Annotated in this window: 23 protein-coding genes; 17 read left to right on the top strand and 6 right to left on the bottom strand. The window is 60.3% G+C overall.

All coding sequences use genetic code 11. The annotated features are described in order from the left end of the window. Positions 1 to 45: 45 nt before the first annotated feature. From F8N85_RS06330 to F8N85_RS06315, 4 genes are read right to left on the bottom strand one after another with little or no spacing between them, the layout of a single operon-like run. Positions 46 to 588, bottom strand: a complete 543-nt coding sequence (locus tag F8N85_RS06330) for a nuclear transport factor 2 family protein (protein ID WP_150802804.1) — start codon at positions 586 to 588, stop codon at positions 46 to 48. 16 nt (positions 589 to 604) lie between these two features. Then, on the bottom strand, positions 605 to 964 hold the full coding sequence (locus F8N85_RS06325; RefSeq protein ID WP_150802803.1) for an IacB protein: 360 nt from the start codon (positions 962 to 964) through the stop codon (positions 605 to 607). A gap of 26 nt (positions 965 to 990) precedes the next feature. Continuing rightward, on the bottom strand, positions 991 to 2,163 hold the full coding sequence (locus tag F8N85_RS06320) for an acyl-CoA dehydrogenase family protein (protein WP_150802802.1): 1,173 nt from the start codon (positions 2,161 to 2,163) through the stop codon (positions 991 to 993). A 23-nt stretch (positions 2,164 to 2,186) separates the two neighbouring features. After that, positions 2,187 to 3,299, bottom strand: coding sequence for an amidase (locus tag F8N85_RS06315; RefSeq protein WP_150802801.1), 1,113 nt, complete (start codon positions 3,297 to 3,299; stop codon positions 2,187 to 2,189). 342 nt (positions 3,300 to 3,641) lie between these two features. Here F8N85_RS06315 and F8N85_RS06310 point away from each other — a divergent pair, with 342 nt between their 5' ends. From F8N85_RS06310 to F8N85_RS06275, 8 genes are all read left to right on the top strand, one after another. Continuing rightward, positions 3,642 to 3,956 carry a hypothetical protein gene (locus tag F8N85_RS06310; protein ID WP_150802800.1) on the top strand — a complete coding sequence of 105 codons (315 nt, stop codon included), beginning with the start codon at positions 3,642 to 3,644 and terminating at the stop codon, positions 3,954 to 3,956. Between the two features lie 127 nt (positions 3,957 to 4,083). Further along, complete coding sequence (locus F8N85_RS06305) at positions 4,084 to 5,235, top strand: ABC transporter substrate-binding protein (RefSeq protein WP_150802799.1); 1,152 nt, start codon at positions 4,084 to 4,086, stop codon at positions 5,233 to 5,235. A gap of 108 nt (positions 5,236 to 5,343) precedes the next feature. Next, the gene (locus F8N85_RS06300; RefSeq protein WP_150802798.1) at positions 5,344 to 6,381 is read left to right on the top strand and encodes a branched-chain amino acid ABC transporter permease; all 1,038 of its coding nucleotides are present in this window, start codon (positions 5,344 to 5,346) and stop codon (positions 6,379 to 6,381) included. Next, complete coding sequence (locus F8N85_RS06295; protein WP_150802797.1) at positions 6,378 to 8,180, top strand: ABC transporter permease subunit; 1,803 nt, start codon at positions 6,378 to 6,380, stop codon at positions 8,178 to 8,180. The genes F8N85_RS06300 and F8N85_RS06295 overlap by 4 nt, the downstream gene beginning before the upstream one ends. Beyond that, complete coding sequence (locus tag F8N85_RS06290) at positions 8,177 to 8,971, top strand: ABC transporter ATP-binding protein (RefSeq protein ID WP_191636127.1); 795 nt, start codon at positions 8,177 to 8,179, stop codon at positions 8,969 to 8,971. The genes F8N85_RS06295 and F8N85_RS06290 overlap by 4 nt, the downstream gene beginning before the upstream one ends. A 94-nt stretch (positions 8,972 to 9,065) precedes the next feature. Then, complete coding sequence (locus F8N85_RS06285; RefSeq protein WP_150802795.1) at positions 9,066 to 10,079, top strand: ketopantoate reductase family protein; 1,014 nt, start codon at positions 9,066 to 9,068, stop codon at positions 10,077 to 10,079. Next, positions 10,076 to 10,840 (top strand): class II aldolase/adducin family protein, encoded by a 765-nt coding sequence (locus F8N85_RS06280; protein ID WP_150802794.1) that lies wholly within the window; start codon positions 10,076 to 10,078, stop codon positions 10,838 to 10,840. The genes F8N85_RS06285 and F8N85_RS06280 overlap by 4 nt, the downstream gene beginning before the upstream one ends. A gap of 15 nt (positions 10,841 to 10,855) precedes the next feature. Then, positions 10,856 to 12,427 (top strand): methyl-accepting chemotaxis protein, encoded by a 1,572-nt coding sequence (locus tag F8N85_RS06275; protein ID WP_150802793.1) that lies wholly within the window; start codon positions 10,856 to 10,858, stop codon positions 12,425 to 12,427. Positions 12,428 to 12,446: 19 nt separating this feature from the next. On the opposite strand, the gene F8N85_RS06270 is transcribed toward F8N85_RS06275, so the two are convergent. Next, positions 12,447 to 13,427, bottom strand: a complete 981-nt coding sequence (locus F8N85_RS06270) for a helix-turn-helix domain-containing protein (protein ID WP_150802792.1) — start codon at positions 13,425 to 13,427, stop codon at positions 12,447 to 12,449. Positions 13,428 to 13,744: 317 nt separating this feature from the next. Between F8N85_RS06270 and F8N85_RS06265 the strand changes: the two genes are divergently transcribed. Together F8N85_RS06265 and F8N85_RS06260 are read left to right on the top strand one after the other, a co-directional pair. Next, complete coding sequence (locus F8N85_RS06265; protein ID WP_224795653.1) at positions 13,745 to 15,088, top strand: spinster family MFS transporter; 1,344 nt, start codon at positions 13,745 to 13,747, stop codon at positions 15,086 to 15,088. 170 nt (positions 15,089 to 15,258) lie between these two features. Beyond that, on the top strand, positions 15,259 to 15,735 hold the full coding sequence (locus F8N85_RS06260; protein ID WP_150802791.1) for a MarR family winged helix-turn-helix transcriptional regulator: 477 nt from the start codon (positions 15,259 to 15,261) through the stop codon (positions 15,733 to 15,735). Positions 15,736 to 15,889: 154 nt separating this feature from the next. Here the strand turns inward: F8N85_RS06260 and F8N85_RS06255 are convergent, their stop codons facing one another. Continuing rightward, complete coding sequence (locus tag F8N85_RS06255) at positions 15,890 to 16,105, bottom strand: hypothetical protein (RefSeq protein ID WP_150802790.1); 216 nt, start codon at positions 16,103 to 16,105, stop codon at positions 15,890 to 15,892. A gap of 719 nt (positions 16,106 to 16,824) precedes the next feature. Between F8N85_RS06255 and hutC the strand changes: the two genes are divergently transcribed. From hutC to F8N85_RS06220, 7 genes are all read left to right on the top strand, one after another. Beyond that, positions 16,825 to 17,577, top strand: a complete 753-nt coding sequence (hutC, locus tag F8N85_RS06250; RefSeq protein WP_093425609.1) for a histidine utilization repressor — start codon at positions 16,825 to 16,827, stop codon at positions 17,575 to 17,577. A 391-nt stretch (positions 17,578 to 17,968) separates the two neighbouring features. Beyond that, positions 17,969 to 19,648 (top strand): urocanate hydratase, encoded by a 1,680-nt coding sequence (gene hutU / locus F8N85_RS06245; protein WP_150802789.1) that lies wholly within the window; start codon positions 17,969 to 17,971, stop codon positions 19,646 to 19,648. Positions 19,649 to 19,672: 24 nt separating this feature from the next. Next, the gene (locus tag F8N85_RS06240) at positions 19,673 to 20,839 is read left to right on the top strand and encodes a CaiB/BaiF CoA transferase family protein (RefSeq protein WP_150802788.1); all 1,167 of its coding nucleotides are present in this window, start codon (positions 19,673 to 19,675) and stop codon (positions 20,837 to 20,839) included. Beyond that, positions 20,829 to 21,971, top strand: a complete 1,143-nt coding sequence (locus F8N85_RS06235) for an acyl-CoA dehydrogenase family protein (RefSeq protein WP_150802787.1) — start codon at positions 20,829 to 20,831, stop codon at positions 21,969 to 21,971. The genes F8N85_RS06240 and F8N85_RS06235 overlap by 11 nt, the downstream gene beginning before the upstream one ends. 96 nt (positions 21,972 to 22,067) lie before the next feature. Next, positions 22,068 to 23,495, top strand: a complete 1,428-nt coding sequence (locus F8N85_RS06230) for a purine-cytosine permease family protein (RefSeq protein WP_093425600.1) — start codon at positions 22,068 to 22,070, stop codon at positions 23,493 to 23,495. A 102-nt stretch (positions 23,496 to 23,597) separates the two neighbouring features. Further along, on the top strand, positions 23,598 to 24,212 hold the full coding sequence (locus F8N85_RS06225; RefSeq protein ID WP_150802786.1) for a TetR/AcrR family transcriptional regulator: 615 nt from the start codon (positions 23,598 to 23,600) through the stop codon (positions 24,210 to 24,212). Positions 24,213 to 24,667: 455 nt separating this feature from the next. Then, complete coding sequence (locus F8N85_RS06220; RefSeq protein WP_150802785.1) at positions 24,668 to 25,537, top strand: AraC family transcriptional regulator; 870 nt, start codon at positions 24,668 to 24,670, stop codon at positions 25,535 to 25,537. Positions 25,538 to 25,703 lie beyond the last annotated feature (166 nt).

The following is a 25,703-nucleotide window of genomic DNA, read 5'->3' as shown; positions in this document are numbered from 1 at the left end:
CTCGTCGGCGTGGCTGGCCGACTCTAAGAATTCTGGGCATTACTTTCAGGACTGGCAGGACTGGCCGGGCTTACCGGGGACGGGCAGGTGCGCGTCGCTGTTCCAGCTGCCCACCGGACGGCTGAACAGGTTCTCGGTCTGGAAGTGCGCCATGCACCACTGCCCCTGTTCCTGGGCGAAGCGCACTGTCAGTCGGGCGCTGTTCAGGTGCGAGGCACCCGAGGCAAAGGTCGAGGTCTGCAACATCACCCAGCTGGCATCAGCGACATCGCCCCTGACCCGGATCAGTTCCGAGGCGAGGAAATGCACGTTGAGCGAAAAGTGCGCCGGTTCCACCATATAGGTCGCGAACATGGCTTTGATCGCCTCGCGCCCCCGGTAGCCGCCGAAGCTGTTCTGATACTTGGCACCCTTGCCTTCCCAGACCGCCTCCACGGCGAACAGCCCGGCCAGTTCGTCGAGCGGGGAGTCCACGCCCAGCTCGTCGCACAGAAACATGTAGCGGTTCATGCAGGCACGGATGGCGTTCTCGCTTTCCAGCTGTTCGAGCCGTTGTTCCAGGGCTTGAAGATGCTCTTGCGGTGACATGGCGACTTCTCTCGACTCAGCGTTGGATGATCAGTTCGCGACCGGTACGGGCCTCGACCTTGCAGTACTTCCAGAGTTTGTAAGGGCCATCGCCAACCGGGGTGGTGCGGAACAGATTGCACGCGGCATGGACGGTTTCGATGTCCGGCACATCGGCCAGCAGGTAGGTGGTCCAGGGCCAACCGGCGGATGGGCCGACCATGCTTTGGTCGTCGTCCATATTGCCCAGCACGGTGACGCCCGGCAGGTCGGCGATGCCGTGCCACATGGCGCCGAACGCGGCCCAGACTTCAAGGGCCTCGGGACGTGGTGCATCGAAGAAGTTCTGGTTGATGCCAATGCAGAACAGAACTCGCAGGTTTTTTTTATCGGTCATGGGGTTCACCAATCAGTAGGGAAAAATTACAGGTAGCCAGGCAGCGGTTTGTTGCCGAAGAAGATCGCGCCGGCGTTCTGGTAAGTCATGTCGCCCATGAAAGCGTGCTGGGTGATGACTTGGGTATCGTTGACGAAACGCGACAACGGACTGGTGCGATAAACCCCGCTCATGCCCGATAGCATTTGCGCGGTGCGCGCCACTTCGGCCGCCACGCGAGTGGCATGGGTCGAGGACAGCCGCAGCATGTTGGTCTGTTCGACATTCACCGGATCGCCGGCGAGCACGCTGCTCCAGGCATCGTCGATGGCCTGGTAGAACCAGGAACGCGCGGCGCGTAGCGAGGCTTCGGCCTTGGCCATTTCGACCTGGGCCAGTGGCCGGTCGGACAACGACGGCGCACCGGTAACGGAGATCCGTCCACTGGCCATGCCGCACAACTCATCGAGTGCCGCGCGGGCAACGCCCAGAGCGACCACCGACAACACCTGAGTGGCGAAGGACAACGACGGATAACGGAAGAGCGGTTCGTCCAGGTTTGACGGACCGCCACGCACGAAGGTCCACTCTTCCGGCACCACCACACCTTCGACCACCACGTCATGGCTACCGGTGCCGACCAGACCGACGACGTTCCAGGTTTCCTCGATCCGTACTTTTTCCCGCGGCATGACCGCCAGGCGTGGCAGGCCGAGCATCTCGCCGTTTTTCGGGCTGATGCCCACACCAATCAGCGAAGCCCCCATGCAGCCGCTGGAGAATTTCCAGCGTCCATTGACCTCCAGACCGCCCTCGACAAAGGCCGCGGGCTGCGGAGGGAAGATCCCGCCGGCGAATACCACGTCGGGCGAATCGGCATAGATCTTCTTGATGGTTTCCAGCGGCAGAGACGACAGGTAAACCGGGCTCATGCCGAAGCTGGCGACCCAACCGGCGGAACCGTCGGCGATGGAAATGTCTTCGACCATCTGGCAGAACTCGGCCGGCGAACGCTCGTCGCCACCGAAGCGCTTTGGCACCAGGGCTCGATAAACGCCAAGCTTGCGAAACTGCTCGATGACGTCCTGAGAGATGAATTTTTGCTGGTCGAATTCTTCAGCCCGGGCACGCGCACGGATCTCGACCAGCAGTTTCTGAAACTCTTCACTCGCCGTGATCGGCACACAGCGCTGGTGATTCAGCTCGCTTAGCGCAGTCATGGGTTTCTCCATAGTAAGCATGATTATTCTTCCAGGCGCCGGACCAGCTCGCGGGCGACTGCACACAGCAGTTCATCCGCGCCATGGGCGGCAATGAGTTGAAGGCCAACCGGAAGTCCCGAAGCGCCTTCCAGAGGAATGCTCAAGGCCGGGTGACCGGAAAGATTGAAAGCGCGCACCAGGGAAGTCATGCCCAGGGCGGCGCGGGTATCGACGGCATCGGCGACCAGCAACGGGTAGTCGGGCATGGTCGGCAGGGCGAGAATCGGGGTGCGGGCCAGTGCCGCATTCACCTCGGCGGTAAACGCTTGGCGGATGCGTTCGGCATCAGCGAGGGAGTCGGCGCTGGTCAGGCTGGCGGCTTGCAGGCGCTCGGCGACATCCCTTCCCACCCGACCTGTTTCAAGAAGATGACCGCAAGCTGCCCAGGTTTCGGCGTTGATGACCACCATTGCGGCGTCATAAGCCGCCGACATCCCAGGCAGCGATTGCTCGACCAGGTTGAAGCCCGACCGACCGAGGGCCTGATTCACCGCTGCGTGGATCTCTGCGTGGGCCTGGACCGCCACGACACCAATAGAAAGATTCTCGGGCACCGGCATGGTCTTGAACGTCGGATCGATGGCATGCATCGCTTCGATCAGTCGGTCCATATCCATTGCCAGGGGGCCGACGCAATCGAGGGTGCTGCGCGTCGGCATCACGCCCTGGCGGCTGACACGGCCGAAAGTCGGCTTGAGGCCGAAAACCCCACAGCACGTCGCGGGAATCCGCACCGAGCCACCGGTATCGGTGCCCAGGGCAAAGTCGCAAAGCTGCGCCGCCACCGCCGCCGCCGAACCGCTCGAAGAGCCTCCAGGAATATGTCCGGGATAACGCGGGTTAGGAGCAGTGCCGACCCAGGCATTAAGGCCGGTAGTGCCGAATGCCAATTCATGAAGGCTGGTCTTGCCGGTGATCTGGCAACCCGCATCCAGCAGAGCCTGGACCACCTGCGCATGCTCAACGGCAGCTGGCGCATCGGCCAGCGCATAACTCGAAGCGCGGGTCGGGTAGCCGGCGATATCGATGGTGTCTTTCACCATCACCGAACGACCGCTCCCACCTAACGCTAAATCCTCGACGACGATCGACATACCTTTTACCTGTTTGTTATGGCTCACCAGAACGGTTGCTCTCGGCACGAAGGCCGGGGTGAACGCTTAAATCTAAAATCGTAATATTTACGTGAATTGTCAATTGAATTTTCACAAATAAACGAGTGTGTATTTTGGTGCGATTTTTCACTTTCAGCACCAAGATCGTGCACTTTGGTAACACCGCAAAATAACTGATCAAAATTCGAATAATCGTATTTTTTCCTTATATATCAATGTGTTAATAAGTAACTAATAATCACTATCAATAAAACAGGTAAAAAAATACCGCTGGGAATTTGCGGTAGACAATGAATTTACAAATAAAAAAAACGAGAAAATATGGCGGAAATATCACCTAAAAAAACGCGTTTTTTTAGGTTGTTTTTATCAGGATTTTTGCGATTTTTGCGCTTCCTTGATCCAGATCAAGGCCTTGTTCGCCATGGCGTGATGGGGGTTTTTAGCGCACTCAAAATCACCCCCGGCAAACCACCGGAACACCTTGGCCGGATCACCTTGCACACCCTGCCCTTTAGCCCGGCGGTAACAGCCATCTGCTACCGGCCAGAAAATTTTCTGGCATGCAATCTGCTTTTGCCCTACTCGCTCTTGACCGATAGCTCATGGTCGATCGGCACCCACGGCTCTCGGTAACACGCCAGGGATGTCGCAGCAGTTCAATAAAAAACAGGCCGTACCTTGGGCCGCACTCGCATCACATCGTGGTCGGGGCGGCTGGCCGCCAGCCTTTGCAGCGCCTTGCAACTCTTCGGAGAAAATCATGCTTTTCAGAAAAGCCGTGTCCACGTTGTTGTTGAGTGCCGCCTGCGCCGCCGCCGCGCAGGCTGAAGTGAAAATCGGTGTCATCACCTCCTCCACCGGTCCCATCGCCTTGGTCGGACTGCCACAGAAAAACACCATACCCTTGCTGCCGGCCCAGGCCGGCGACCAGGCGGTGAAGTACATTTCCCTGGATGATGCGAGCGACCCGACCGCCACTGTGAAGGCGCTGAAAAAGCTGATCGACGAAGAAAATGTCGACGCCATCATCGGCCCAAGCGGTTCGCCCAACGCCATGGGCGTGATCCAGTTCGCCGCCGAGGCCGGCGTGCCGTTGCTGGCACCGGTAGGTACCGCAGCCGTGGTGCTGCCGATGACCGAGCAGAAGAAATGGGTATTCAAGACCACCCAGAACGATGACTTGATCGCCAAGGCGCTGTTCGAGCACATGGCCAAAAAAGGCGTCAAGACACTTGCCTTTATCGGCACAAGCGACCCCTACGGCGAGAACTGGGCCAAGGTCATGGCCGGTCTGGCAGCAGCACAGAACATCAAGGTCGTGGCCACCGAACGCTTTCAGCGCCAGGACACCTCGGTGACCGGGCAGAGCCTGAAGATTCTCTCGACCCGCCCCGACGCGGTACTGGTCGCGGCGCCAGGCAGTTCGGCGGTGATGCCGCAGACCACGCTGTTCGACCAGGGCTATCGCGGCCAGATCTACCAGACCCATGGCGCGGCACTGCAAGACTTCCTCAAGCTCGGCGGCAAGAAAGTCGAGGGCACCGTCCTGGCCGCCAGCCTGATGCTGGTGCTCGATGAAATCCCGGACAGCCACCCTTCGAAGAAGATCGCCAGCGACTACACCGCAGCCTACGAGAAGCTCAACGGCAGCAAACCGGCGACCTTCGGCGGCAACACCTTCGACGCCGGCCTGCTGTTGCAGCAAGCGATCCCGATCGCTGCCAGGAAAGCCGCCCCAGGCACCCCTGAGTTCCGTGCGGCCCTGCGTGACGCACTGGAGCAAAGCCAAGAGCTGGCCGGCACCCAGGGTGTTTACAACATGACGCCGCAAGACCACAGCGGTTTCGACGAGCGCGGTCGCGAGTTGATCCAGGTGAAGAACGGCAACTGGACGCTGTTGCACGACAACTGATCGACACCCCGGGCGCGCAGCCCATTGCTTGCCCTGCCTGCCCGCCGACGATTCGATCCGCGCCGGCAGGCACGCTTGATATTCAATCTGTAGAAAAGAGCTCTCATTATGAATTTCCAGATAGCCATGCTGCTGGGCCAGGACGGTATGACCAACGGCGCGATCTACGCGCTGCTGGCCCTGTCGATCCTCCTGGTGTTCACCGTGACGCGGATCCTGCTGATCCCCCAGGGTGAATTCGTTACCTACGGCGCCTTGACCATGGCCACCTTGCAGAGCGGTCATCCGAGCGCCCTGGTCTGGCTGCTGCTCGGCCTGACGCTGATCGATTGCGCACTCGACCTGTGGGGCGCGACGCGTTCGAGCCAGGTCTTTCGTTTTCCCAAACGCATACTCTTCAAGCTTGGCTATGCCGGGCTGATGGCGGTGCTGATCAACACCCTGCCGCTGGCCCAATTGCCGATGGCGATCCAGGCGCTGCTGACGCTGGCGCTGGTGGTTCCGCTGGGGCCGCAGATCTATCGCCTGGTGTTCCAGCCGATCGCCTCGGCCAGCTCCCTGGTGCTGCTGATTGTGTCGATCGCCGTACACGTCAGCATGGTCGGCATCGCCCTGCTGCTGTTTGGCCCTGAAGGCGCCCGGACCCGGCCGTTCTCCGAAGCGGGCCTGGAATTGGGCCCGGTGACGTTCAACAGCCAGACGCTCTGGGTACTGGCCGTGTCCCTGGGGCTGATCGTCGGGCTGTATCTGCTCTTCGAACGCACGCTCTACGGCAAGGCCTTGCGCGCCACGGCGGTCAACCGCATGGGCGCCCGGCTGATGGGCATCTCGCCGACCCTGGCGGGCAAGTCGACCTTTATGCTGGCGGCCCTGATCGGCACCCTGTCGGGGATCCTGATCGCGCCGATCACCACACTGTATTTCGATTCCGGCTTCATCATCAGCCTCAAGGGCTTCGTCGGCGCGATCATTGGCGGGCTGGTCAGTTACCCGGCCGCCGCCCTCGGTGCGCTGGCGGTGGGCCTGATCGAGGCGTTCTCGATGTTCTGGGCCAGCACCTATAAAGAAATCATCGTGTTCACGCTGATTATTCCGTTCCTGCTTTGGCGTTCGTTCACCAGCCGTCATGTGGAGGAAGAAGAATGAATCCGCGCTACCTGTTGCTTGCCCTGCTGCTGGTGGTGGGCGTCGCGCCGCTGCTATTGCCGCCGTACTACGTCACCCTGCTCAACTACATCGGCATGTACACCCTGGTGGTACTGGGGCTGGTCCTGCTCACCGGCGTTGGCGGCATGACCAGTTTCGGTCAGGCCGCGTTCGTCGGGCTGGGCGCCTATACCTCGGCCTACCTGACCACCACCGAACAATTGCCGGCCTGGCTTGCCTGGGCCGGGACTTCGCCCTGGCTGACGCTGCTGGTGGGCGTCGTGCTGACCGCTTCGGTGGCGCTGATTCTTGGCGCGCTGACGCTCAAGCTGTCCGGTCATTACCTGCCGCTGGGCACGATTGCCTGGGGACTTTCGCTGTACTACCTGTTCGGCACCCTGGAATCCCTGGGCGGCCACACCGGCGTCAGCGGCTTGCCGTCGATTTCGCTGTTCGGCCTGACGCTGGATAAAGGCGAGAAGATCTTCTACCTGATCTGGGCCGTCTTGCTGGTGGCCATCGTCATCACCCAGAACCTGCTGAACTCACGCGAAGGCCGGGCCATCCGCGCGCTCAAAGGCGGTCAGGTGATGGCCGAGTCAATGGGGGTCAACACCTTCCGTTCGAAGATGGTGATCTTCGTCATCTCGGCCGTCTTCGCGGCGATTTCCGGCTGGCTCTACGCTCACACCCAACGCTTCGTCAACCCTACCCCGTTCGGTTTGAACATGGGCATCGACTACCTGTTCATGGCCTTGATCGGCGGCGTGGGCAGCGTCTGGGGCGCCCTGCTCGGGGCCGGTATCCTGACCCTGCTCAAACAGTGGTTGCAGGACTGGTTGCCGCACCTGCTGGGTAACACCGGCAACTACGAAATCATTGTGTTCGGCATCCTGATCGTCGTGCTGATGCAGCGTGCCCCTGACGGTCTGTGGCCGCTGCTGACCCGCCTGGTGCCGACCCGCTTCAGGGTGCGCGCCAAGGTGCAGAACGTCGACGCCAGCGCCGAGCCCCTGCCCCGTCGGCAATTGCCGAAACACGGCGAGCTGATCCTCGAAGCCCGCCACGTGACCAAGCGCTTCGGCGGCCTGGTGGCCAACAACGACATGAGCCTGGAAATCCGCTCCGGTGAAATCCTCGCACTGATCGGCCCCAACGGCGCCGGCAAGAGCACCATGTTCAACCAGCTGTCCGGGGTCGATACACCGACCTCCGGCGACGTACTGTTCATGGGCCAGAAGATCAACGGCCTGAGCTCGCGGCAAGTGGCGCGCATGGGCATGTGCCGGACCTTCCAGCATGTGAAATTGCTGGGGAACATGAGCGTGCTGGAGAACGTCGCCATTGGCGCGCATTTGCGTGGCCAGCAGGGCGTGCTGTCGGCCGCCTTGCACCTGGATCGCCGCGAAGAGGCTGAGCTGCTGGGTGAAGCCCGGCGTCAGCTGGAACGCGTGGGCCTCGGCGACTACCTGTACGAAGAAGCCGGCAGCCTCGCCCTCGGCCAGCAGCGGATTCTGGAAATCGCCCGGGCCCTGTGCGCCGACCCATGCCTCCTGCTGCTCGACGAGCCCGCGGCCGGTCTGCGCCTGAAGGAAAAAGAAGCCCTGGGCATCCTGCTCAGCCGTCTGCGCAGCGAAGGCATGGCGATTCTGCTGGTCGAGCACGACATGGACTTCGTCATGGGCCTGGTGGACCGCGTGGTGGTGATGGAATTCGGCCAGCGTATCGCCCAGGGCCTGCCCGAAGACGTGCAGAAGGACCCTGCGGTACTGGAAGCCTACCTGGGAGGAGTCGAATGATGAACATGCACGTAGAGCCGCAACCCGCGCCGCGCAACCAGGTCAGCGATGCCGTACTGGAGATCAAGGACCTCAGCGTGGCCTACGGCAAGGTCGAGGCCTTGAGCAATGCCAGCCTGACGGTCGGCAAGGGCCAGATCGTGACCGTGATCGGCCCCAACGGCGCCGGCAAGACTACCTTGCTCTCGGCGATCATGGGCGTGCTCGGTTCCCGGGGCCAGGTGAACTTCGACGGTAGCCTGGAAAGCCTGCCGGAAGTGGAAGTGATGGTCTCGCGAGGCCTGGGCCTGGTGCCGGAAAAACGCGAGCTGTTCGCCAGCATGAGCGTGGCCGACAACCTGCTGCTCGGCGCCTTTCAACGCCATCGCCGGGGCGACCGTCGCTACAGCGAGACCCTGGGCGAAGTCTACGCATTGTTCCCGCGCCTGTGGGAGCGCCGCGAGCAACTGGCGGCGACCTTGTCCGGCGGCGAACGGCAGATGCTCGCCGTGGGCCGGGCGCTGATGGCCAAGCCCAAGCTGCTGATGCTCGACGAACCGAGCCTGGGCCTGGCGCCGCTGATTACCCGGGAGATTTTCCGGATCATCACCAACCTGCGCGAACAAGGGGTGTCGATCCTGCTGGTGGAGCAGAACGCCCGCGCCGCCCTGCGGGTCGCCGATTACGCCTATGTCCTGGAAACCGGCCAGATCGCCATGCAGGGCCCCGCCCGGCAACTGGCCGACGATCCGCGCGTGATCGAAGCCTATCTGGGCCTGGCCAGCAAGCACCAGGAAATGCTCGCCACCTGATACCCGCCCTGCCCCGCTGCCGTTGCTCAAGACGGCGGCAGGCAGGCGTCGAACCCGGCCTTTTGCGGGCCATTGTGAATATTCCGGAGTCACCATGAACGCTTGCGCCTTGCGCATCTGCATCGCCGGTGCCGGTGCCATCGGCTGCACCCTGGCAGCACGTCTGGCCGCCAGCGGTCAGACGGTGAAGGTACTGGCCCGGGGTGAAACCCTGGCCACCCTCCGTCGCGACGGCATTCACCTGTCCGACCTGGACGGCAACCACCATGTGCGGGTCGACGCCAGCGACGACGCCGCCAGCCTGGGCGAACAGGACCTGATCTTTCTCTGCACCAAGGCTCCGGCCCTGGCCAGCCTGCTGCCGCAGATCCAACCCATGATCGGTGCCGGGACGGTGGTGATCCCGGTGGTCAACGGCGTGCCGTGGTGGTATTTCCACGGCGAAGGCGGACGCTACGACGGGCAACGGGTGAACGCGGTCGATCCTCAGTCAATCCTCAGCCAGGCCCTGGACCTGCGCCATGTGCTCGGCTGCGTGGTGTTCATTACCGCCCATTGCCCGGCCAACGCCGTGGTCGAATCGCGCAACCCGCACCTGATGATTTTCGGCGAACCCGACAACAGCCTCAGCCCGCGCCTGGAGCGCGTGCGCGCGCTGATCGAAAGCGCCGGGATCGAGGCGCGGGCCACCGAACGCATCCGCGACAACCTGTGGACCAAGATCATCGCCAATATCACCTCCAACCCGCTCTCGGTAATTACCGGTGCCACCCTTGAGCAGCTTTACAGCCTGCCGGAACTGCGGGACCTGGTCAGCACCTGCCTGCACGAAACCCTGCTCACCGCCGCTGCCCATGGCGCCCGCGTAAGCATCGATCCGCAGACTTTTCTCGAACTCGGCGCCGGCATGGGCGCCGTGCGCACCTCGATGCTGCAGGACTATGAAAAAGGCCGTCCGCTGGAGCTGGCCGCCATCGGTGACGCGGTACTGGAGCTGGCCGATTACATGGCGATTCCAATGCCCGTCACGCGACACCTCATTGCCCTGGCGCGCTTTCGCGGCGAACAGGCCTGTCACTGCCCCCCTACGATAAGGACTCCGACATGAACCACAGCCTTCTGGAAAAACCCGAACAGTACAGCGACGAAGAATGGGCGCTGCGCGTGCAGCTTGCCCATTGCTACCACCTGGTGGACTTCTTCGGCTGGACCGAGACCATCTTCAACCATATTTCCGCACGTCTGCCCGGCCCGACACACCATTATCTGGTGAACCCGTTCGGCCTGAACTACACCGAGGTGACCCCGGCCAACCTGCTCAAGGTCGACCTGCACGGCAAGAAGCTCGAAGACTCGGCCTATGACGGCAACCCCGCCGGTTTCGCCCTGCACAGCGCGGTTCACGGTGCGCGCCCGGACATCCAGTGCGTGATCCACACTCACACCACGCCGATCTCGGCCGTCGTCATGAAAAAGGCCGGTTTCAGCCATAACGACTTCTACGGCGCGCAACTCTACGGGCGGATCGGTTACCACACCTTCGAAGGCATCACGCTGTTCGATGACGAGAAAGCCCGGATGATCGACAGCCTCGGCGACAAGCACATCCTGGTGCTGCGCAACCACGGCATTGCCGTCGGCGAAAGCAGCATCGCCAAGGCATTCTTCCTGTTGTGGACGGTGCAACGCGCCGCCGAAATCCAGTGCCAGGCCGGCGCCCTGGGCGGCGAAGACAATCCGCTGCCGGAGGACATCAGCCACAAGTGCGCCGAGCTCACCGCCATGCTCATCCGCGACAGCGGTTTCGCCGTGAAATTCTTCGACGCCATGGTTCGCAAAATGCACGCCGAACGCGGCCAACGCTGGTAATCGCGGGAGCGTGTAATGAGTAAGTCAGTAGTACTCGCACACCCGGTCGCCTCCTCGGCGCTGGAAGAAGTCCCGATCTCGCGTCTGGATGTCCAGGGCCATGTGCTCGCCTGCAATGAGGCCTATCTGGCGCTCTGCGGTTATGCCAGGGAGGAGTTGCTGAACCAGCCGCATGAGCTGATCAACCACCCGCTGATGCCCAAGCGGGTCATCGAGCGCATGTGGCAAACCCTGCGCAGCGGCGTGCCGTGGACGGCCCCCTTGATGGGCCGCGATAAACAGGGAATGACCTTCTGGTGCAACCTGTATGTGGTGCCGTTGTTCGAGGGCGGTCAGTTGAACGCCCTGGGCACGGCCTATCACCCTCTGGACAGAGTCCAAAGCCTGCGGGCGGAAAAACTCTATCGCCGCCTGAACCACGGCCACGGCCCACTGACGTTTGCCCAGCGCCTGCAAGAGCACGCCGGCAGCCAGGGCATCGCGTGGCTGCTGGGACTGCTGGTCACGGGCGCCATGATCGTCGAACAGATCGATCTGGTGCCGGGGCTGATGGTGCTCAGCGGCGTATTCGCGTCGGCCTGGCAGTGGCGGACCAAGCAGCGCGCCGACGCGCGCCGGATCATGGCCCGCCATGAACAGGTCTACAGCGATGCCTTGCTGGCATCGCTGCAGGGTGACACCTCCTGCGTCGCCGGCCGCTTCGACATGGCCCTCAACAGCCAGAACACCCGGATGCGCACGGTCATGGCGCGGATCCGGATCAATGGCGAGACCGTGCGCAAACGGGCCGAAGAATCGTCGATGCTGGTTCAGGCCCAATCGGGCGACCTGCAACGGCAACTCGAAGCAGCCGAGCAGTCGGCCGCTGCGATCCATCAGATGAGCGCCACGATCCAGGAGCTGTCGCGCAATCTGCAACAGACGGCCCACGCCACCCAGGCCGTGGATCGTCTGGCCCACGAGGGCGACCGGACTTCCGATCAGAGCCAGCTGTCGATGACCGGCCTGTGCACGTCGGTCGAAGAAATCGGCCAGGCGGTCAGCCGCCTGGCCGAGTCCATCGAGTCCATCAGCGGGGTCGCCCATGTGATTCGCAGCATCGCCGAACAGACCAATCTGCTGGCGCTGAACGCCGCCATCGAGGCGGCCCGCGCCGGAGAGAGCGGGCGCGGTTTCGCCGTGGTGGCCGACGAGGTGCGCAGCCTCGCCACGCGGACCCGCGAGTCCACGGAGCAGATCCAGCGGTCCATCGAACAGTTGCGTGACGGCAGTGTCCAGGCGCTGGCCACCGCGCAACGCGGCGAGTCGGCCGCACGGGAGTCCCGCAAGGATGTGCAGCAGGTGCAAACGGCGTTGCGGCGCATCTGTGATGAAGTCGGGCAGATCTCCGGCATGAGCTTGCAGATGGCCTCGGCCATCGAACAGCAAGGGCAAGTCGCCCAAGAGATCAACGGGCAGATTTCCCGGATCGTCACCCTGGCGCAAACCAGCAGCGATCAGTCCCGGCGCAGCACCCAGATTGGTGAGGAGTTGCACCAGCTGGCCAATTCCCAACTGGACCTGGCCCAGCGCTTTCTTCAGGGCTGAGTGGCTCAACCCTGAAGTATCAGGCCTGGCGCCGCAGGGTGGCGGACGGCAAGCAACCGTATTGCTTGCGGTACTGCGTGGCGAAATGACCGAAGCTGCTGACGCCGTGACGAAGCAGGATGTCCGTCACGCTGTCGGCCGGCCCGGCCTGCTGCAAGGCCAGGTGTACCAGCGCCAGGCGGCGGGTACGGACATAGTCGCTGGGGGTTTGCTGAAGAAAGCGGGCGAAGCCGTTCTGCAAGGTCCGGATGGACACATCGCAGAACTGCGCCAGGCTCGCCAGGGCAATGGGTTCGGCCAGATGCTGCTCGATATAGTCGCGAGCCTTCTTGACATGATGGGGCATCGGCTGGCGCTGATCTTCCAGCAGGTCGACGGAGTAGTTGTGCGGCAACTGGGTCAACAGCACCGACAGCAAGTAATCCGACAGGCTACCGCCCATGACCGAGGTGAGCAGCGTCTGGCTCGCCTCGCTATACAACTGACAGATGTAGTCCAGGGTGGTGCGCACCGTGGCCATGCCGTGGTGGTCGGAATCAACCTGGATATCAAAGACCAGCGGCTGGCGCAAACGCCGGTTGAGCAACACTTGCAACTGGCGCTCCAGGGCTTCGCGATCGACCCGCAGGATCAAGTTACGGCAGTCCTTGTCGATACGAATAAAGCTGCGCTCGGAAGGCGATGAAATGGTCAGCCCGCCCTTGCGCAGGATGGCGTTCTGCTTGCCCAGGCTGACCATGCCGCTACCTTCGAGGGTGACCCGGATCAGGTAGTAGTTGGTGATATCGCCGGCATCGATTTCCACTGGTGCGCCATAGTGCAGATCGAACAAGGCCGAGCTGCCGAAGAACACCCCATAGAGCTGCGATTGCAGGGAGCCGCCCTGCTGCATTTTCATCTGATGGGGCCACAGGTAATGGCTGACCCGGTCCTTGACCTCGCCGAAACCGGCCGAACTCAAGAGGCAATGGTGACGTAGCGAAGAGCGGGTATCGAGCATGTCAATGCCTCAAAAAGGATGTCGTTGCGCACATCGGGAATTTAGTGGAAATGGAAAGCAATTTTCACGCCATCGAAACGCTTTCTGCACGCGCGGAACAGCCTCTGCGCCTGGCGCATAGAGTCAGGACAAACAAGGGCTTAAAAAGGTCGGGCAACACACGCAAGCCAAGCAATTGGCAACTTGGAACGCATAACAAAACCAAATAAACGTACCAGGCAAGGCACTCAGGTTACGCCGGCGTCACCGTTCCACTCAACTGCAAGGACCCGCTGCCGCCGACCGCCTGATTGCCATCCCTGAAGGGGCCAAACAGCATGACCAGCAAAACACCGACCGAGGTCACCCGAAAAAGCTATGCCTACGAATGGTATGTCGTTGCCGTTTGTATGCTTGCCTACATTTTTTCGTTTATCGATCGTCAGATCCTGGCGTTGATGATCGAGCCGATCAAACACGACATGCAGCTTTCAGACACCCAGTTCAGCCTGCTGCATGGATTGGCCTTTTCGCTGTTTTACGCCTTTATGGGCATGCCCATCGCACTGCTGGCGGATAGATTCTCCCGGCCGAAAGTCATCGCCATCGGTGTCGCGTTCTGGAGCCTGGCGACGGCCCTGTGCGGCCTGAGCAAGAACTTCCTGCAGATGTTCATGGCGCGCATTGGGGTCGGGATCGGCGAGGCGGCACTCTCGCCGGCCACCTACTCGATGCTCAGCGATATGTTCCCCCGGGAAAAACTCGGGCGCGCTGTGGCGATCTACTCCATCGGTTCGTTTATCGGCGGCGGCGTGGCCTTTCTGATCGGCGGCTATGTGATCGACCAGCTCAAGCACCTCGACAGTGTGATCGTGCCGCTGCTGGGCGAGATGCGGCCCTGGCAGGTGACGTTCTTTCTGGTCGGCCTGCCGGGCGTGTTGGTTGCCCTGCTGATCGCCCTGACCATCCGCGATCCGGCCCGCAAGGGCTTGAAGCTGGATGCCGCCGGCAAGGTCCACACACCCAGCATGAAGCAGGCGTTCACCTTCCTGTCGGTGCACCGCAAGACGTTCTTCTGCCATTACCTGGGGTTTTCGTTCTACGCGATGACGCTATTCTGCATGCTCAGCTGGACCCCGGCCTTCTACATGCGCAAGTTCGGCCTGGCCCCCAGCGACACCGGCTACATGCTTGGGATCGTGGTATTGCTGGCCAATACCAGTGGGGTCTTTTGCGGCGGCTGGCTGATCGACTGGCTGGCGAAGAAAGGCTATAGCGATGCGCCGATCCGCGCCGGAGTCATCGGAGCCATCGGCATGGCCGTGCCGGCGATTGCATTCACCCAGGTCATCGAGCTGTGGATGTCCGTGGCACTGTTGGCACCCGCCATGTTCTTCGCCTCCTTCCCTATGCCAGCCTCGACCGCGGCCATGCAGATCTTGCCGCCGAACCAGATGCGGGCGCAGATTTCGGCGTTGTTCCTGCTGATTTCCAACCTGATCGGCCTGGGTCTAGGCACCACGCTGGTCGCCCTGCTGACCGATCGGCTGTTCCAGAGCCCGGCCATGGTCGGCTCGTCGATTTCGGTGCTCAATGCCTTCGCGATCGCCCTCACCCTTTTCTTGCTGATCAAGGGCTGCAGGCACTATCGCGAGAGCCTCAAGCAGGAGGGTCTGGCCTGACGCCCCCCACGGCACGCCGTTCCCGGCGTGCCTGCTGGTTTTTTGCGGCGGGCGGCGCGACAATGACACCCGCCGCTCCACTTGCCTGGTGAACCCTTTGCAGCCGCAGTCGACAGCGCGCGCTCAAGCCTCTATAACCCCACTTCATCAGAAAGACTACGCGAACCTTTATGACCACCCCGAAAAAGCGCCTGAGCCGATACAATCCCGCCAGCGAGGACTTCAAGAAGGAAGAGTTTCCCTTCTACTGGTTGGCTCGCCTGCACGGACGCTACTCCATGGCCATGGAGAAAGCGCTGAAGAAAATCGACATGGACATCCCGCGCTGGCGGATCCTGTTCATCCTCAAGGAGAACGGCGAGTCGAGCATTTCGGAAATCTCCATCCATGCCATCGCCAAGCTCTCGACCATCACCAAGATCGTCTACCGCATGAAAGCCGACGGCCTGGTGGAAACCAACACCAGCGCCAGCGACGGCCGAGTCACTCAGGTCTCGCTGACCGATGTTGGCCGCCAGACCATCGAAGAAATCCAGCACGGCACCAGCGATATTTTCCGCACCAGCTTCAAAGGCCTGACCGAAGCCCAGATCACCAAGCTGAACGCGACATTGGAAAAAATATTCAACAATTTACCGGAAGATTGAACCACCCTACCGTCCGCAATGAACCACACTCCCGACTTCCCCGTCGAGCTCCCCGCGATAGCGACCGGCGTACCCGCGGTAACGTCCACGCTGACGGCTTTTTTCAATCAGGGGAGCTAAATCGGCAGATCGAGCCTGGGTCGCTGGCGGCCGGTCACGCGAGTTTGATGGCTCCGCCCTGGATGTTGTCGCGGGCCAATCGCAAGTCATTGGCGTCCTGATTGAGCCGGTGAATCAGGTTGAGCAACCGTTGGCGCAATACCTCATCGTCGAGCTGCTCAGCTGCTCGCATAACGTCCAGGGCCGCGACCTCGTTGTTGGCGGCGACGGAGTCGAGCAGTTTGCGCAAGCTTCTTGATGGCCGATTCATCTTTAGCACCCTCGGTTTCCGTTGACGCGAATCATACGGCCCGAATGTTTCGCCAGTGTTTCAGTTGCAAGCGTTGGCGTGGCGTCACCAGCGCCGGCTGAATGGCCGTGTGTCGCCGAATGGAATTCGCGAGCAAAGGTGCAGTACCTTGTAGGTGTAACACCCTCGTGTCGCCATCCTGTTCAGGTTGAGAGGTGGATTTCATGAACAACATCGTCTACATCGTCGGGGCAGTTGTGATCGTCCTGTTTATTCTGTCGTTCCTCGGGTTTGCATAGGTTCGAAGACCGACATTATTCAACGTTTGTGTTCGATTTACCCTGACGTAAACGTCCGTCTCATCACCATTCCTTCGATGGTGGTCACGGGCGTCACCCGCCACACGACGTTGCCGAAACCGACCGCAACCTACTGTCGGTTAACGTAGCGTGAGCGAATGACTGCCAAGCGCCGGGATCCTCCCTTCGTGACGGGCAACAATCGGCCAGAACCGGTCACTGAAAACCCGCTCGAAAAAACTCCAAAAACGATTCCATGAATCGGTTACATGGCCGTAACGCGCTGTATCGTGGGAGTTAAAAGCTTTCAAAAGGCTGTTCGTTGCACAACGGCGCCCATCTATCCTTCGATCCATTCCCCTACATAGGCGTATCCCTGGCGGCAGAGTAAACTGCGCTCCAGGCTTGTCGGAGTAATTCATTTTAATATCAGGAATTAATGTGCCCAAATCTATTGAGGATAATGCGTCCCTCGAATCCTTCTCTCTCGAGAGCCCCTCCCCCCTGTATGCACGGGTCAAGCAAATCATCATGCAGAAGATTCGCTCCGGTGCCTGGCTGCCCAATTCCAAGCTCCCCTCTGAAAGTGAACTGCTGAATTTGCTGGGGGTGAGTCGCATGACCATCAACCGCGCCCTGCGAGAGCTGACCATCGAGGGCTCGTTGGTGCGCATGCAGGGAGTGGGTACCTTTGTGGCCGAGCCCAAGGGACATGCAGCACTGTTCGAGATCCACAATATCGCCGAAGAAATTGCTGCCCGGGGTCATGAGCATCGCTGTGAAGTGATCGTGCTCGAAGAAATGCCCGAACGTGCCCGTGCTTCAATGCCCTTCCCGCTCGAAGGGGTCAAGCGCGTGTTTCACTCGGTTGTGGTGCACCACGAGAATGATGTACCGGTGCAGATCGAAGAGCGCTTCGTCAATGCCGAAGTGGCACCCGCCTATCTGCAGCAGGACTTTACCAAGGTCACGCCTTACGCCTATCTGATCCAGTTGGCGCCATTAACCGAAGGCGAACATGTGGTCGAGTCCATCCATGCCAAATCCGCGGAGTGCAAACTGTTGCACATCAAGCGCTATGAACCGTGCCTGTTGATTCGCCGTCGTACGTGGGCGGCAAAGGGTCAGGTCGGTTGCGCACGCCTGGTTTATCCCGGCTCGCGTTATCGCCTGGAAGGTAAATTCGGCAATTGAATCACGAGGCGAGCGGCCCCCGCCTGCCGCTCGATAAGCCTGCCTTGCAGACATTCTGCTGACGCTGATACTGCCACCGCCCTGAGTGGCAGAAAGGTGACACATCAGCGTAACACGCGCACAAAAGTGTTACGCAATGCCCATCCTCTCAAAAAACATTTACAAAGTTGCAACATGATTTTCAAGCAGCCTCTCTTTGCCATCTTCTTGACGAAAATCTCAAGTCATTGAAATAAATCTATTTTTTCAGTTTTTAAATTTTTCTCTACGTCAACAAAACCTGTTTTGGCCCTTCGCTTGCATTCACTTGTACATACAGGTTGGTATAAGCATATATGTACATCACAAGCTGCGGCTGCCAACCCGCTAGCCACTGAATGAGGAGATGACCATGATCGCCAAGACCACCCGCCTGCGCGATGTCGAAATTCGCGCCGCCCGCGGCAACCAGTTGACCGCCAAGAGCTGGTTGACCGAAGCGCCGCTACGCATGTTGATGAACAACCTCGACCCGGAAGTCGCCGAGAACCCAAAAGAACTAGTGGTCTACGGTGGCATCGGGCGTGCCGCGCGTAACTGGGAATGCTACGACAAGATCGTCGAAAGCCTGACCAACCTGAATGACGACGAGACCCTGCTGGTGCAATCCGGCAAGCCGGTCGGCGTGTTCAAGACTCACAGCAACGCTCCGCGCGTACTGATCGCCAACTCCAACCTGGTGCCTCATTGGGCAAGCTGGGAACACTTCAACGAACTGGATGCCAAAGGCCTGGCCATGTACGGCCAGATGACTGCCGGCAGCTGGATCTACATCGGCAGCCAGGGCATCGTTCAGGGCACCTACGAAACCTTCGTCGAAGCCGGTCGCCAACACTACAACGATGACCTGAAAGGTCGTTGGGTCCTGACCGCAGGCCTCGGTGGCATGGGCGGCGCTCAGCCTCTGGCCGCTACCCTGGCCGGCACTTGCTCGCTGAACATCGAATGCCAGCAGAGCCGTATCGACTTCCGCCTGAGCAGCCGTTACGTCGACGAACAGGCCATTGACCTCGACGACGCGCTGGCCCGTATCGCCAGGTACACCGCTGAAGGCCAAGCGATTTCCATCGCCCTGCTCGGCAACGCCGCTGAAATCCTTCCAGAACTGGTCAAGCGCGGCGTGCGCCCGGACATGGTCACCGACCAGACCAGCGCCCACGATCCGCTCAACGGTTACCTGCCGGCAGGCTGGACCTGGGACGAGTACCGCGCCCGCGCCAAGACCGAGCCGGCTGCCGTGGTGAAAGCCGCCAAACAATCGATGGCCATCCACGTCAAAGCCATGCTCGACTTCCAGAAGATGGGCGTTCCGACCTTCGACTACGGCAACAACATCCGTCAGATGGCGCAAGAAGAAGGCGTGGAAAACGCATTCGACTTCCCGGGCTTCGTACCGGCTTACATTCGTCCGCTGTTCTGCCGTGGCATCGGCCCGTTCCGCTGGGTTGCACTGTCGGGCAACGCTGAAGACATCTACAAAACCGACGCCAAAGTCAAAGAGCTGATCCCGGACGATGCACACCTGCACAACTGGCTGGACATGGCGCGCGAGCGCATCAGCTTCCAGGGTCTGCCGGCACGTATCTGCTGGGTTGGTCTGGGTCTGCGCACCAAGCTCGGCCTGGCGTTCAACGAAATGGTCCGTAGCGGTGAGTTGTCAGCACCGATCGTGATCGGTCGCGACCACCTGGACTCCGGTTCCGTGGCCAGCCCGAACCGCGAAACCGAATCCATGCAGGACGGTTCCGATGCCGTGTCCGACTGGCCACTGCTCAATGCCTTGCTCAACACCGCCAGCGGCGCGACCTGGGTTTCCCTGCACCACGGCGGCGGCGTCGGCATGGGCTTCTCCCAGCACTCGGGCATGGTGATTGTCTGCGACGGTACTGACGAGGCGGCCGAGCGTATCGCTCGCGTACTGCACAACGACCCGGCCACTGGCGTTATGCGTCACGCCGATGCTGGTTACCAGATCGCGATTGATTGTGCCCATGAACAAGGCCTCAACCTGCCGATGATCGGCAAGGCGTAACCCTACCCTCGAGGAGTCTGCAACATGACCAGCAGCCCGTTTACACAGCAGCTACAGGGCGTTCGCGTTCTGGACCTGAGCCGCGTATTGGCCGGCCCGCATTGCACCGCAATGCTCGCGGATCTTGGCGCCGACGTCATCAAATTCGAAGTTCCCGGGCACGGCGATGACAGCCGCCACCTGGGTCCATTCAAGGATGGCGAAAGCATCTATTTTGGCCTGATCAATCGCGGCAAGCGCAGTGTCGAGATGGATTTCAAGTCCACCGCCGAACGTGCGCGCTTATATGAACTGGTGCGTGACGCCGACGTCGTCGTGGAGAACTTCCGCCCTGGCGTAACACGTCGCCTGGGCATCGACTTCGACACCCTCAAGCAATACAACCCCAAGCTGATCTATGCGAGCATTTCTGGCTTCGGCCAGCACGGTCCGCTGTCGTGCAACCCAGCCTATGACATCGTCGCCCAGGCGATGTCCGGGCTGATGAGCGTCACCGGCTTTGCCGAGACAGGACCAACCCGCAGCGGCGAGGCTATCGGCGATCTATGTGCTGGCGTTTATGCCGCCTGGGCGATCAGCTCGGCGCTATTCGCTCGCGAGCGGCATGCGCCTGGAGCGCAATACATCGACGTCGCCATGTTCGATGTATTGTTCAGCCTGCAAATGACCGGCCTGTCCAATCTCTTTGCCAATGGCGTAGCGCCGGGACTGGTCGGCAACCGTCACCCGGTTTCTACACCCTTTGATACTTACCGCGCCGCCGATGGCCAAGTGGTCATCGCAGTGGCGAGCAACAAGCTGTTCCAGCGCTTATGCGAATGCTTGGGCAAGCCTGAGCTGGGCAACGACACGCGCTTTGCCGATGACCCGCAACGCACGTTGAACGAACCCGCGCTGCGCGCTGAAATCGAAACCTGGACGCGCCAGCTGAGCGTCGACCAGGTCTGCGACATCCTGCTCGATGCCGGCGTGCCGTCCTCCCCAGTGTGGAACCTCGCCCAGGCCGCCGAAAGCGAACAAGCAGAAATCCGTCAGCTGCTGATTCGACCCGAGGGCTCAGCGCAGCCGCTAGTGCCGCAACCGGTTTTTTTCAATGGTCACAAACCCCATACCCTTACCCTCGCCCCACGCTTAGGCGCAGATAACGAGGCATTCGGACTGCACAAACAGGAGCTCTCCCATGAACTTTGAATTGGATCTGGTCGAACTGGCCGTTGTCGAAACCGTCGAAAAACTTGCCCGTGAGGTGATCCAACCACGCGCCCAACATTACGACGAAACCGAGACCTTCTGCGCCGAGAGCCTGCAGGCTTTGGCCGAGTTGGGTGGCATGAGTATCAACCTGCCAGAGGAATACGGAGGACTGGGTATTGGCAGCCTGGCCATGAGCCGCGTGGTTGAAGCCGTGGCGGGTGCTTGTGCCTCGACTGCATCGGCCTTGACCGCGCATTTCCTGGCGACCGATTCGATCCTGATCGGCGGCACCGAGGCGCAGAAACAACACTGGCTGCCTCGGGCCGCCAGCGGCGAATTGCTCGGCGCCTTCGCCCTGACCGAGCCGGCAGCCGGTTCCAATCCGGCCGACATGCGTTGCCGGGCGCACCGTGAAGAGGGCGGTTGGCGAGTGCGCGGCAGCAAACATTACATCACCAACGCCCGCGAGGCCGGTTTCATCGTGCTCTATGCCAAGACGGACGCAGACGCCGGGCACAAGGGCATCAGCGCCTTCATGATTCCCCAGGGCACCGCAGGAATCAGCTTCTCCAGCCCGGAAAAGACCATGGGACTGCGTGGCAGTACGATCTATGAACTGGCCCTGGACTGCTGGTTGCCCGATTCGGCATTGCTCGGCAGCGAAGGCGCCGGCTTCAACACCGCCATGGCCGTGCTCGACCGCGGTCGGGTCGAAGTGGCAGCCATGTCATTGGGCATCGCCAATGCCGCCTTGCAGGCGAGCCTGAACTGGGTCCGCGAACGGCAGATCGGACCCAAGCCGCTTGCCGCCTATCAAGGCACCCAATGGCGCCTCGCCGATATGTACGCGCAGCTGGAAGCGGCCCGCATGCTGACCTGGAAAGCCGCCGCCCGCCGCGACAGCGGTGAGCGCTTCAGCCTGGATTCGGCGACCGCGAAACTGGTCGCTGCCGAATGTGCCGGCTTCGTCACCGATGCCGCGCTACAGCTCCATGGCGGCTATGGCTACATTCGCGACCTGCCGCTGGAGCGCTACGTGCGCGACGCACGCATCCTGCGGATTTTTGAAGGGACCTCGGAAGTGCAGAAAATCATCATTTCGCGAAGTCTGCTCGACGCCCAGCGCTAACCGAGCGAAAAACCGGGGCCTGTCCTACAGGCCTCCTCCTTAGTGTCTCAACCCTGAGAAGGCTGTCGTATCCAACGACACCCGAGAGGAACCGCCATGTCCGCCTCCAAAGAAAGTGCGCAGCGCAAGACGTATATAGAACGGCGATCCATCGATTACATCCCCGAGTCGGAGCGCCATGGCCGACTGCTCAGCCAGTTCACGCTCTGGTTCGGTGCCAACCTGCAAGTCACCGCGATCGTCACCGGGGCGCTAGCCGTGGTGTTGGGCGGTGATGTGTTCTGGTCGCTGATCGGTCTGCTGATCGGGCAACTGCTGGGCGGCGCGATCATGGCGTTGCACGCTGCCCAAGGCCCGCAGCTGGGCCTGCCGCAAATGATCTCCAGTCGTGTGCAATTCGGGGTCTACGGCGCCGTCATCCCCATCGTCCTGGTCTGCATGATGTATGTGGGGTTTTCGGCCAGCGGCTCGGTGCTCGCCGGCCAGGCCATCAGCCAACTGGTCAACGTCAGTGACGCCACCGGCATTCTCATTTTTGCGGCGATGATCGTCGTGCTGACGGTGCTGGGCTATCGGACCATCCATTGGATCGGACGGTTGTCGAGCCTGATTGGCGTGGTGTCGTTCTTCTATCTGTTCTACCGGTTGCTGTCAGCCCATGACATCAGTGAGCTGCTCGGCAACCGACACTTTTCACTGAGTAGTTTTCTGCTGGCGATCTCATTGTCGGCGTCTTGGCAGATCGCATTCGGCCCTTACGTAGCGGACTATTCGCGCTACCTGCCGCGAAAAACCTCAGCCTGGAAGACCTTTCTCGCCGTGGGCCTGGGCTCAGTCATCGGCACACAAATCTCCATGGTCTTCGGCGTTTTCGTCGCGGCCCTGGCAGGTGACCAGTTTGCTGGCCACGAGGTTTCCTACATCGTCGGAATGGGTGCCAGTGGCATCGTGGCTTCCCTGCTGTTTTTCAGCATTGTGTTCGGCAAGGTGACCATTACCACTCTCAACGCTTACGGCAGCTTCATGTCGTTGGCGACGATCGTCAGCGGCTTTCGCGGGAACCAGGAAATTTCCAAAACCTTGCGCATGATCTACATCCTGGTCATGGTCGGGCTCGCGACGGCACTGGCACTTCTGGGAAGGCACTCGTTCCTTCACGATTTTTCCGCCTTCATCCTGTTCCTGCTGGCCTTTTTCACCCCTTGGAGCGCCATCAACCTGGTGGACTTCTACCTGGTGACCAAGGAGCGCTATGACATACCCGCGCTCTCCGATCCGGATGGCCGCTATGGACGCTGGAATGTGCCGGGTATTGCGGTCTATGTCCTCGGCGTGCTGATACAGATGCCGTTCATTGCCACCAGTTTCTACACCGGTCCTTTGGTGGAAACCTTAGGCGGGACCGATATTTCATGGCTGATCGGGCTGACGGTACCTGCCCTGATTTACTACTTGGTGGCACGCGGCTCGCGGCAACGGATCCCCGCACAACTGATTCTTCCGCAAGAGACCAGCCCGGCCTGATCCACCCTCACCACAGGGCGGCCTGCCAGGGCCGCCACTGCTCATCTGACTGACCAACGCCGAATGATCGCTCGCTCATCTTTCCTCATTGATGGACCCACCATGCTTGCAGCCATCGCATTAGCCAATCCGGCACTCAGCGCTCGCGACCGACTTCTTGACGCCGCAATCGAGCTTTTCGCAACACGCGGCTTTCAGGCAATCGGCTTGCGCGATCTGGCGGGCCACGTGGGACTGCATGCTGGGTCCTTGTACCATCACATCGAAAACAAACAAGGCTTGCTGTTCGAGCTCATTGAGTCAGCCTTGTCAGACTTGTTGGTCGATACCAAGCGTCGGATGAAAGGCGCCAGGACCGCCTCTGAACGTGTACGCCGCTTTGTCCACGCCTTCGTAACCTTCAATCTGAATGAAAAGCATCGATTGGTCCTGGTAACCCGCGAGTTCGTGAATCTCAACGAAGAACACAAGTACCAGGCGAACCAACTGAAAAATGCCTACTGGTCTCTATTGAGCGCAATTATCGCCGATGAGTACGAAGTGAAAGGCAAGCTCGATGGTGAGATCGGCCTGATCACCAATGCAGCCATTGGAATGCTGTACGGTCAGTCACAGTGGAATGATGTGGAGATAACCGAAAAGCACCTGACAGAAGTACTCACAAGCTGTGTCATGTGCATTATCGCAAGTGGCAAGAAAACTACGGACCAGACATGACTATCATGCATCGTCAACGACAAGTCATCATATGGCGTCCCCTGCGCTGTCTCAGAGGCAGTCATCAAGGCCCCTAGATGCCGTTCGAAAAAGACAGTTATGGGTCGATTGCAGCCGGTCACGACCGACCGGAATCGACCGAGGCTGTGTAAAAACGCAGACACCGTTTTGACGTGTACGTTGCTACGTAAAATCTGCTCGCATTTGATTAGTCAGCTGACTTGGAATTTTCGTAGGAGCGCGGTTTTCATTCCCGTTCAGACCGAGAAACCTACTCAAAAACGTTGTTACACAGCCCCGGCCAGAAGTGGACACCTGGATTCCCCCGACCTACATCGCCTTGGAAGAGATCGCATTGGCCAACCCAAAACGTGACTTGAGCAAACGCGGCTAGGCGCGTTCACGCCGCTATAGTCGACTCTATTGCCGACCGTACTTCCAGGAGCCTTTTCCCAGTGTCTGACATGCCGACCAACTTCGCTTACACAAAACGCTTCAATGCCGTACTCGCCTACATTGATGCCAATCTCGAAGGTGACCTGTCGGTGAAGACGTTGAGCCATGTGGCGAACTTTTCGGTGTTTCACTTCCATCGGCAATTCACAGCGTTCGTAGGCGTGCCTGTCTCACGATATGTACAACTGATGCGGCTACGACGCGCGGCACATCGCCTAGCCGGCCTCACGGATTACTCGGTACTGGACGCCGCACTCGGTGCTGGCTTTGAAAGTCCCGAGGCATTTTGCAGGGCGTTCAGGCGGGCGATCGGTATGACGCCGAGTGCGTTCAGGAAGGAACCGAACTGGCAGGTCTGGAATGCGGTATTCGCAATCCCTCACTTTTCCAGGACTATCATCATGCAAGTACGAATCGTAGATTTCCCTGAGGTCAAGGTAGCAGCGCTTGAGCACTGCGGACCAGCCGGGCTCGTCAGTGAGAGCCTGCGCAGGTTCATCGAGTGGCGCATGCAGAGCGGACAGTCGCCGGAGGCATCGAGTCGCACCTTTGGCATTCCCTATAACAACCCCGATACGACACCTCCACAAGCATTCCGCTTCGCAATCTGCGGCGAGATTCATGAGGCCGTGGCGCCGAATGAGTTCGGCGTGCACGAGATCGTCATTCCTGGCGGTCGCTGCGTCGTGGTGCGACACGCGGGGTCACCGGATCACATCGGCGAAACGATCTATCCGATTTACCGCGACTGGCTTCCTGCCAGTGGAGAGGAACTTCGTGACCAGCCGCTATTCTTCAATTACCTGAGCGCCTATCCCAAGACACCGCTGGATCAATGGCAAACTGATGTGTATGTTCCGTTGCAATAGCGGAGCATGCAGCTTTCGACCCTGACGGACGTTGACGAGTGTCCGCTCAGGGTTGCAGCCTGTTCGCAACAGGCAGTAGTCGGCCACAACCGGACCTTCTGACCTGACCTCCAGCATCGCCAAAAGCAGACTTTTGGGCCGTCGGTTTCTCGTCATTTAAAACTTA

The organism is Pseudomonas fluorescens (assembly GCF_902497875.1).
GTDB lineage: Bacteria > Pseudomonadota > Gammaproteobacteria > Pseudomonadales > Pseudomonadaceae > Aquipseudomonas > Aquipseudomonas fluorescens_BR.
The sequence above is the reverse complement of the archived record's forward strand: the minus strand, read 5'-3'. Positions and strand labels throughout refer to the sequence as shown.

Coding starts and splice junctions, on each gene's coding strand:
- F8N85_RS06330 (WP_150802804.1), bottom strand. CDS start 588: ATGTCACCGCAAGAGCATCTTCAAGCCCTGGAACAACGGCTCGAACAG.
- F8N85_RS06325 (WP_150802803.1), bottom strand. CDS start 964: ATGACCGATAAAAAAAACCTGCGAGTTCTGTTCTGCATTGGCATCAAC.
- F8N85_RS06320 (WP_150802802.1), bottom strand. CDS start 2,163: ATGACTGCGCTAAGCGAGCTGAATCACCAGCGCTGTGTGCCGATCACG.
- F8N85_RS06315 (WP_150802801.1), bottom strand. CDS start 3,299: ATGTCGATCGTCGTCGAGGATTTAGCGTTAGGTGGGAGCGGTCGTTCG.
- F8N85_RS06310 (WP_150802800.1), top strand. CDS start 3,642: ATGGCGGAAATATCACCTAAAAAAACGCGTTTTTTTAGGTTGTTTTTA.
- F8N85_RS06305 (WP_150802799.1), top strand. CDS start 4,084: ATGCTTTTCAGAAAAGCCGTGTCCACGTTGTTGTTGAGTGCCGCCTGC.
- F8N85_RS06300 (WP_150802798.1), top strand. CDS start 5,344: ATGAATTTCCAGATAGCCATGCTGCTGGGCCAGGACGGTATGACCAAC.
- F8N85_RS06295 (WP_150802797.1), top strand. CDS start 6,378: ATGAATCCGCGCTACCTGTTGCTTGCCCTGCTGCTGGTGGTGGGCGTC.
- F8N85_RS06290 (WP_191636127.1), top strand. CDS start 8,177: ATGATGAACATGCACGTAGAGCCGCAACCCGCGCCGCGCAACCAGGTC.
- F8N85_RS06285 (WP_150802795.1), top strand. CDS start 9,066: ATGAACGCTTGCGCCTTGCGCATCTGCATCGCCGGTGCCGGTGCCATC.
- F8N85_RS06280 (WP_150802794.1), top strand. CDS start 10,076: ATGAACCACAGCCTTCTGGAAAAACCCGAACAGTACAGCGACGAAGAA.
- F8N85_RS06275 (WP_150802793.1), top strand. CDS start 10,856: ATGAGTAAGTCAGTAGTACTCGCACACCCGGTCGCCTCCTCGGCGCTG.
- F8N85_RS06270 (WP_150802792.1), bottom strand. CDS start 13,427: ATGCTCGATACCCGCTCTTCGCTACGTCACCATTGCCTCTTGAGTTCG.
- F8N85_RS06265 (WP_224795653.1), top strand. CDS start 13,745: ATGACCAGCAAAACACCGACCGAGGTCACCCGAAAAAGCTATGCCTAC.
- F8N85_RS06260 (WP_150802791.1), top strand. CDS start 15,259: ATGACCACCCCGAAAAAGCGCCTGAGCCGATACAATCCCGCCAGCGAG.
- F8N85_RS06255 (WP_150802790.1), bottom strand. CDS start 16,105: ATGAATCGGCCATCAAGAAGCTTGCGCAAACTGCTCGACTCCGTCGCC.
- hutU (WP_150802789.1), top strand. CDS start 17,969: ATGATCGCCAAGACCACCCGCCTGCGCGATGTCGAAATTCGCGCCGCC.
- F8N85_RS06240 (WP_150802788.1), top strand. CDS start 19,673: ATGACCAGCAGCCCGTTTACACAGCAGCTACAGGGCGTTCGCGTTCTG.
- F8N85_RS06235 (WP_150802787.1), top strand. CDS start 20,829: ATGAACTTTGAATTGGATCTGGTCGAACTGGCCGTTGTCGAAACCGTC.
- F8N85_RS06230 (WP_093425600.1), top strand. CDS start 22,068: ATGTCCGCCTCCAAAGAAAGTGCGCAGCGCAAGACGTATATAGAACGG.
- F8N85_RS06225 (WP_150802786.1), top strand. CDS start 23,598: ATGCTTGCAGCCATCGCATTAGCCAATCCGGCACTCAGCGCTCGCGAC.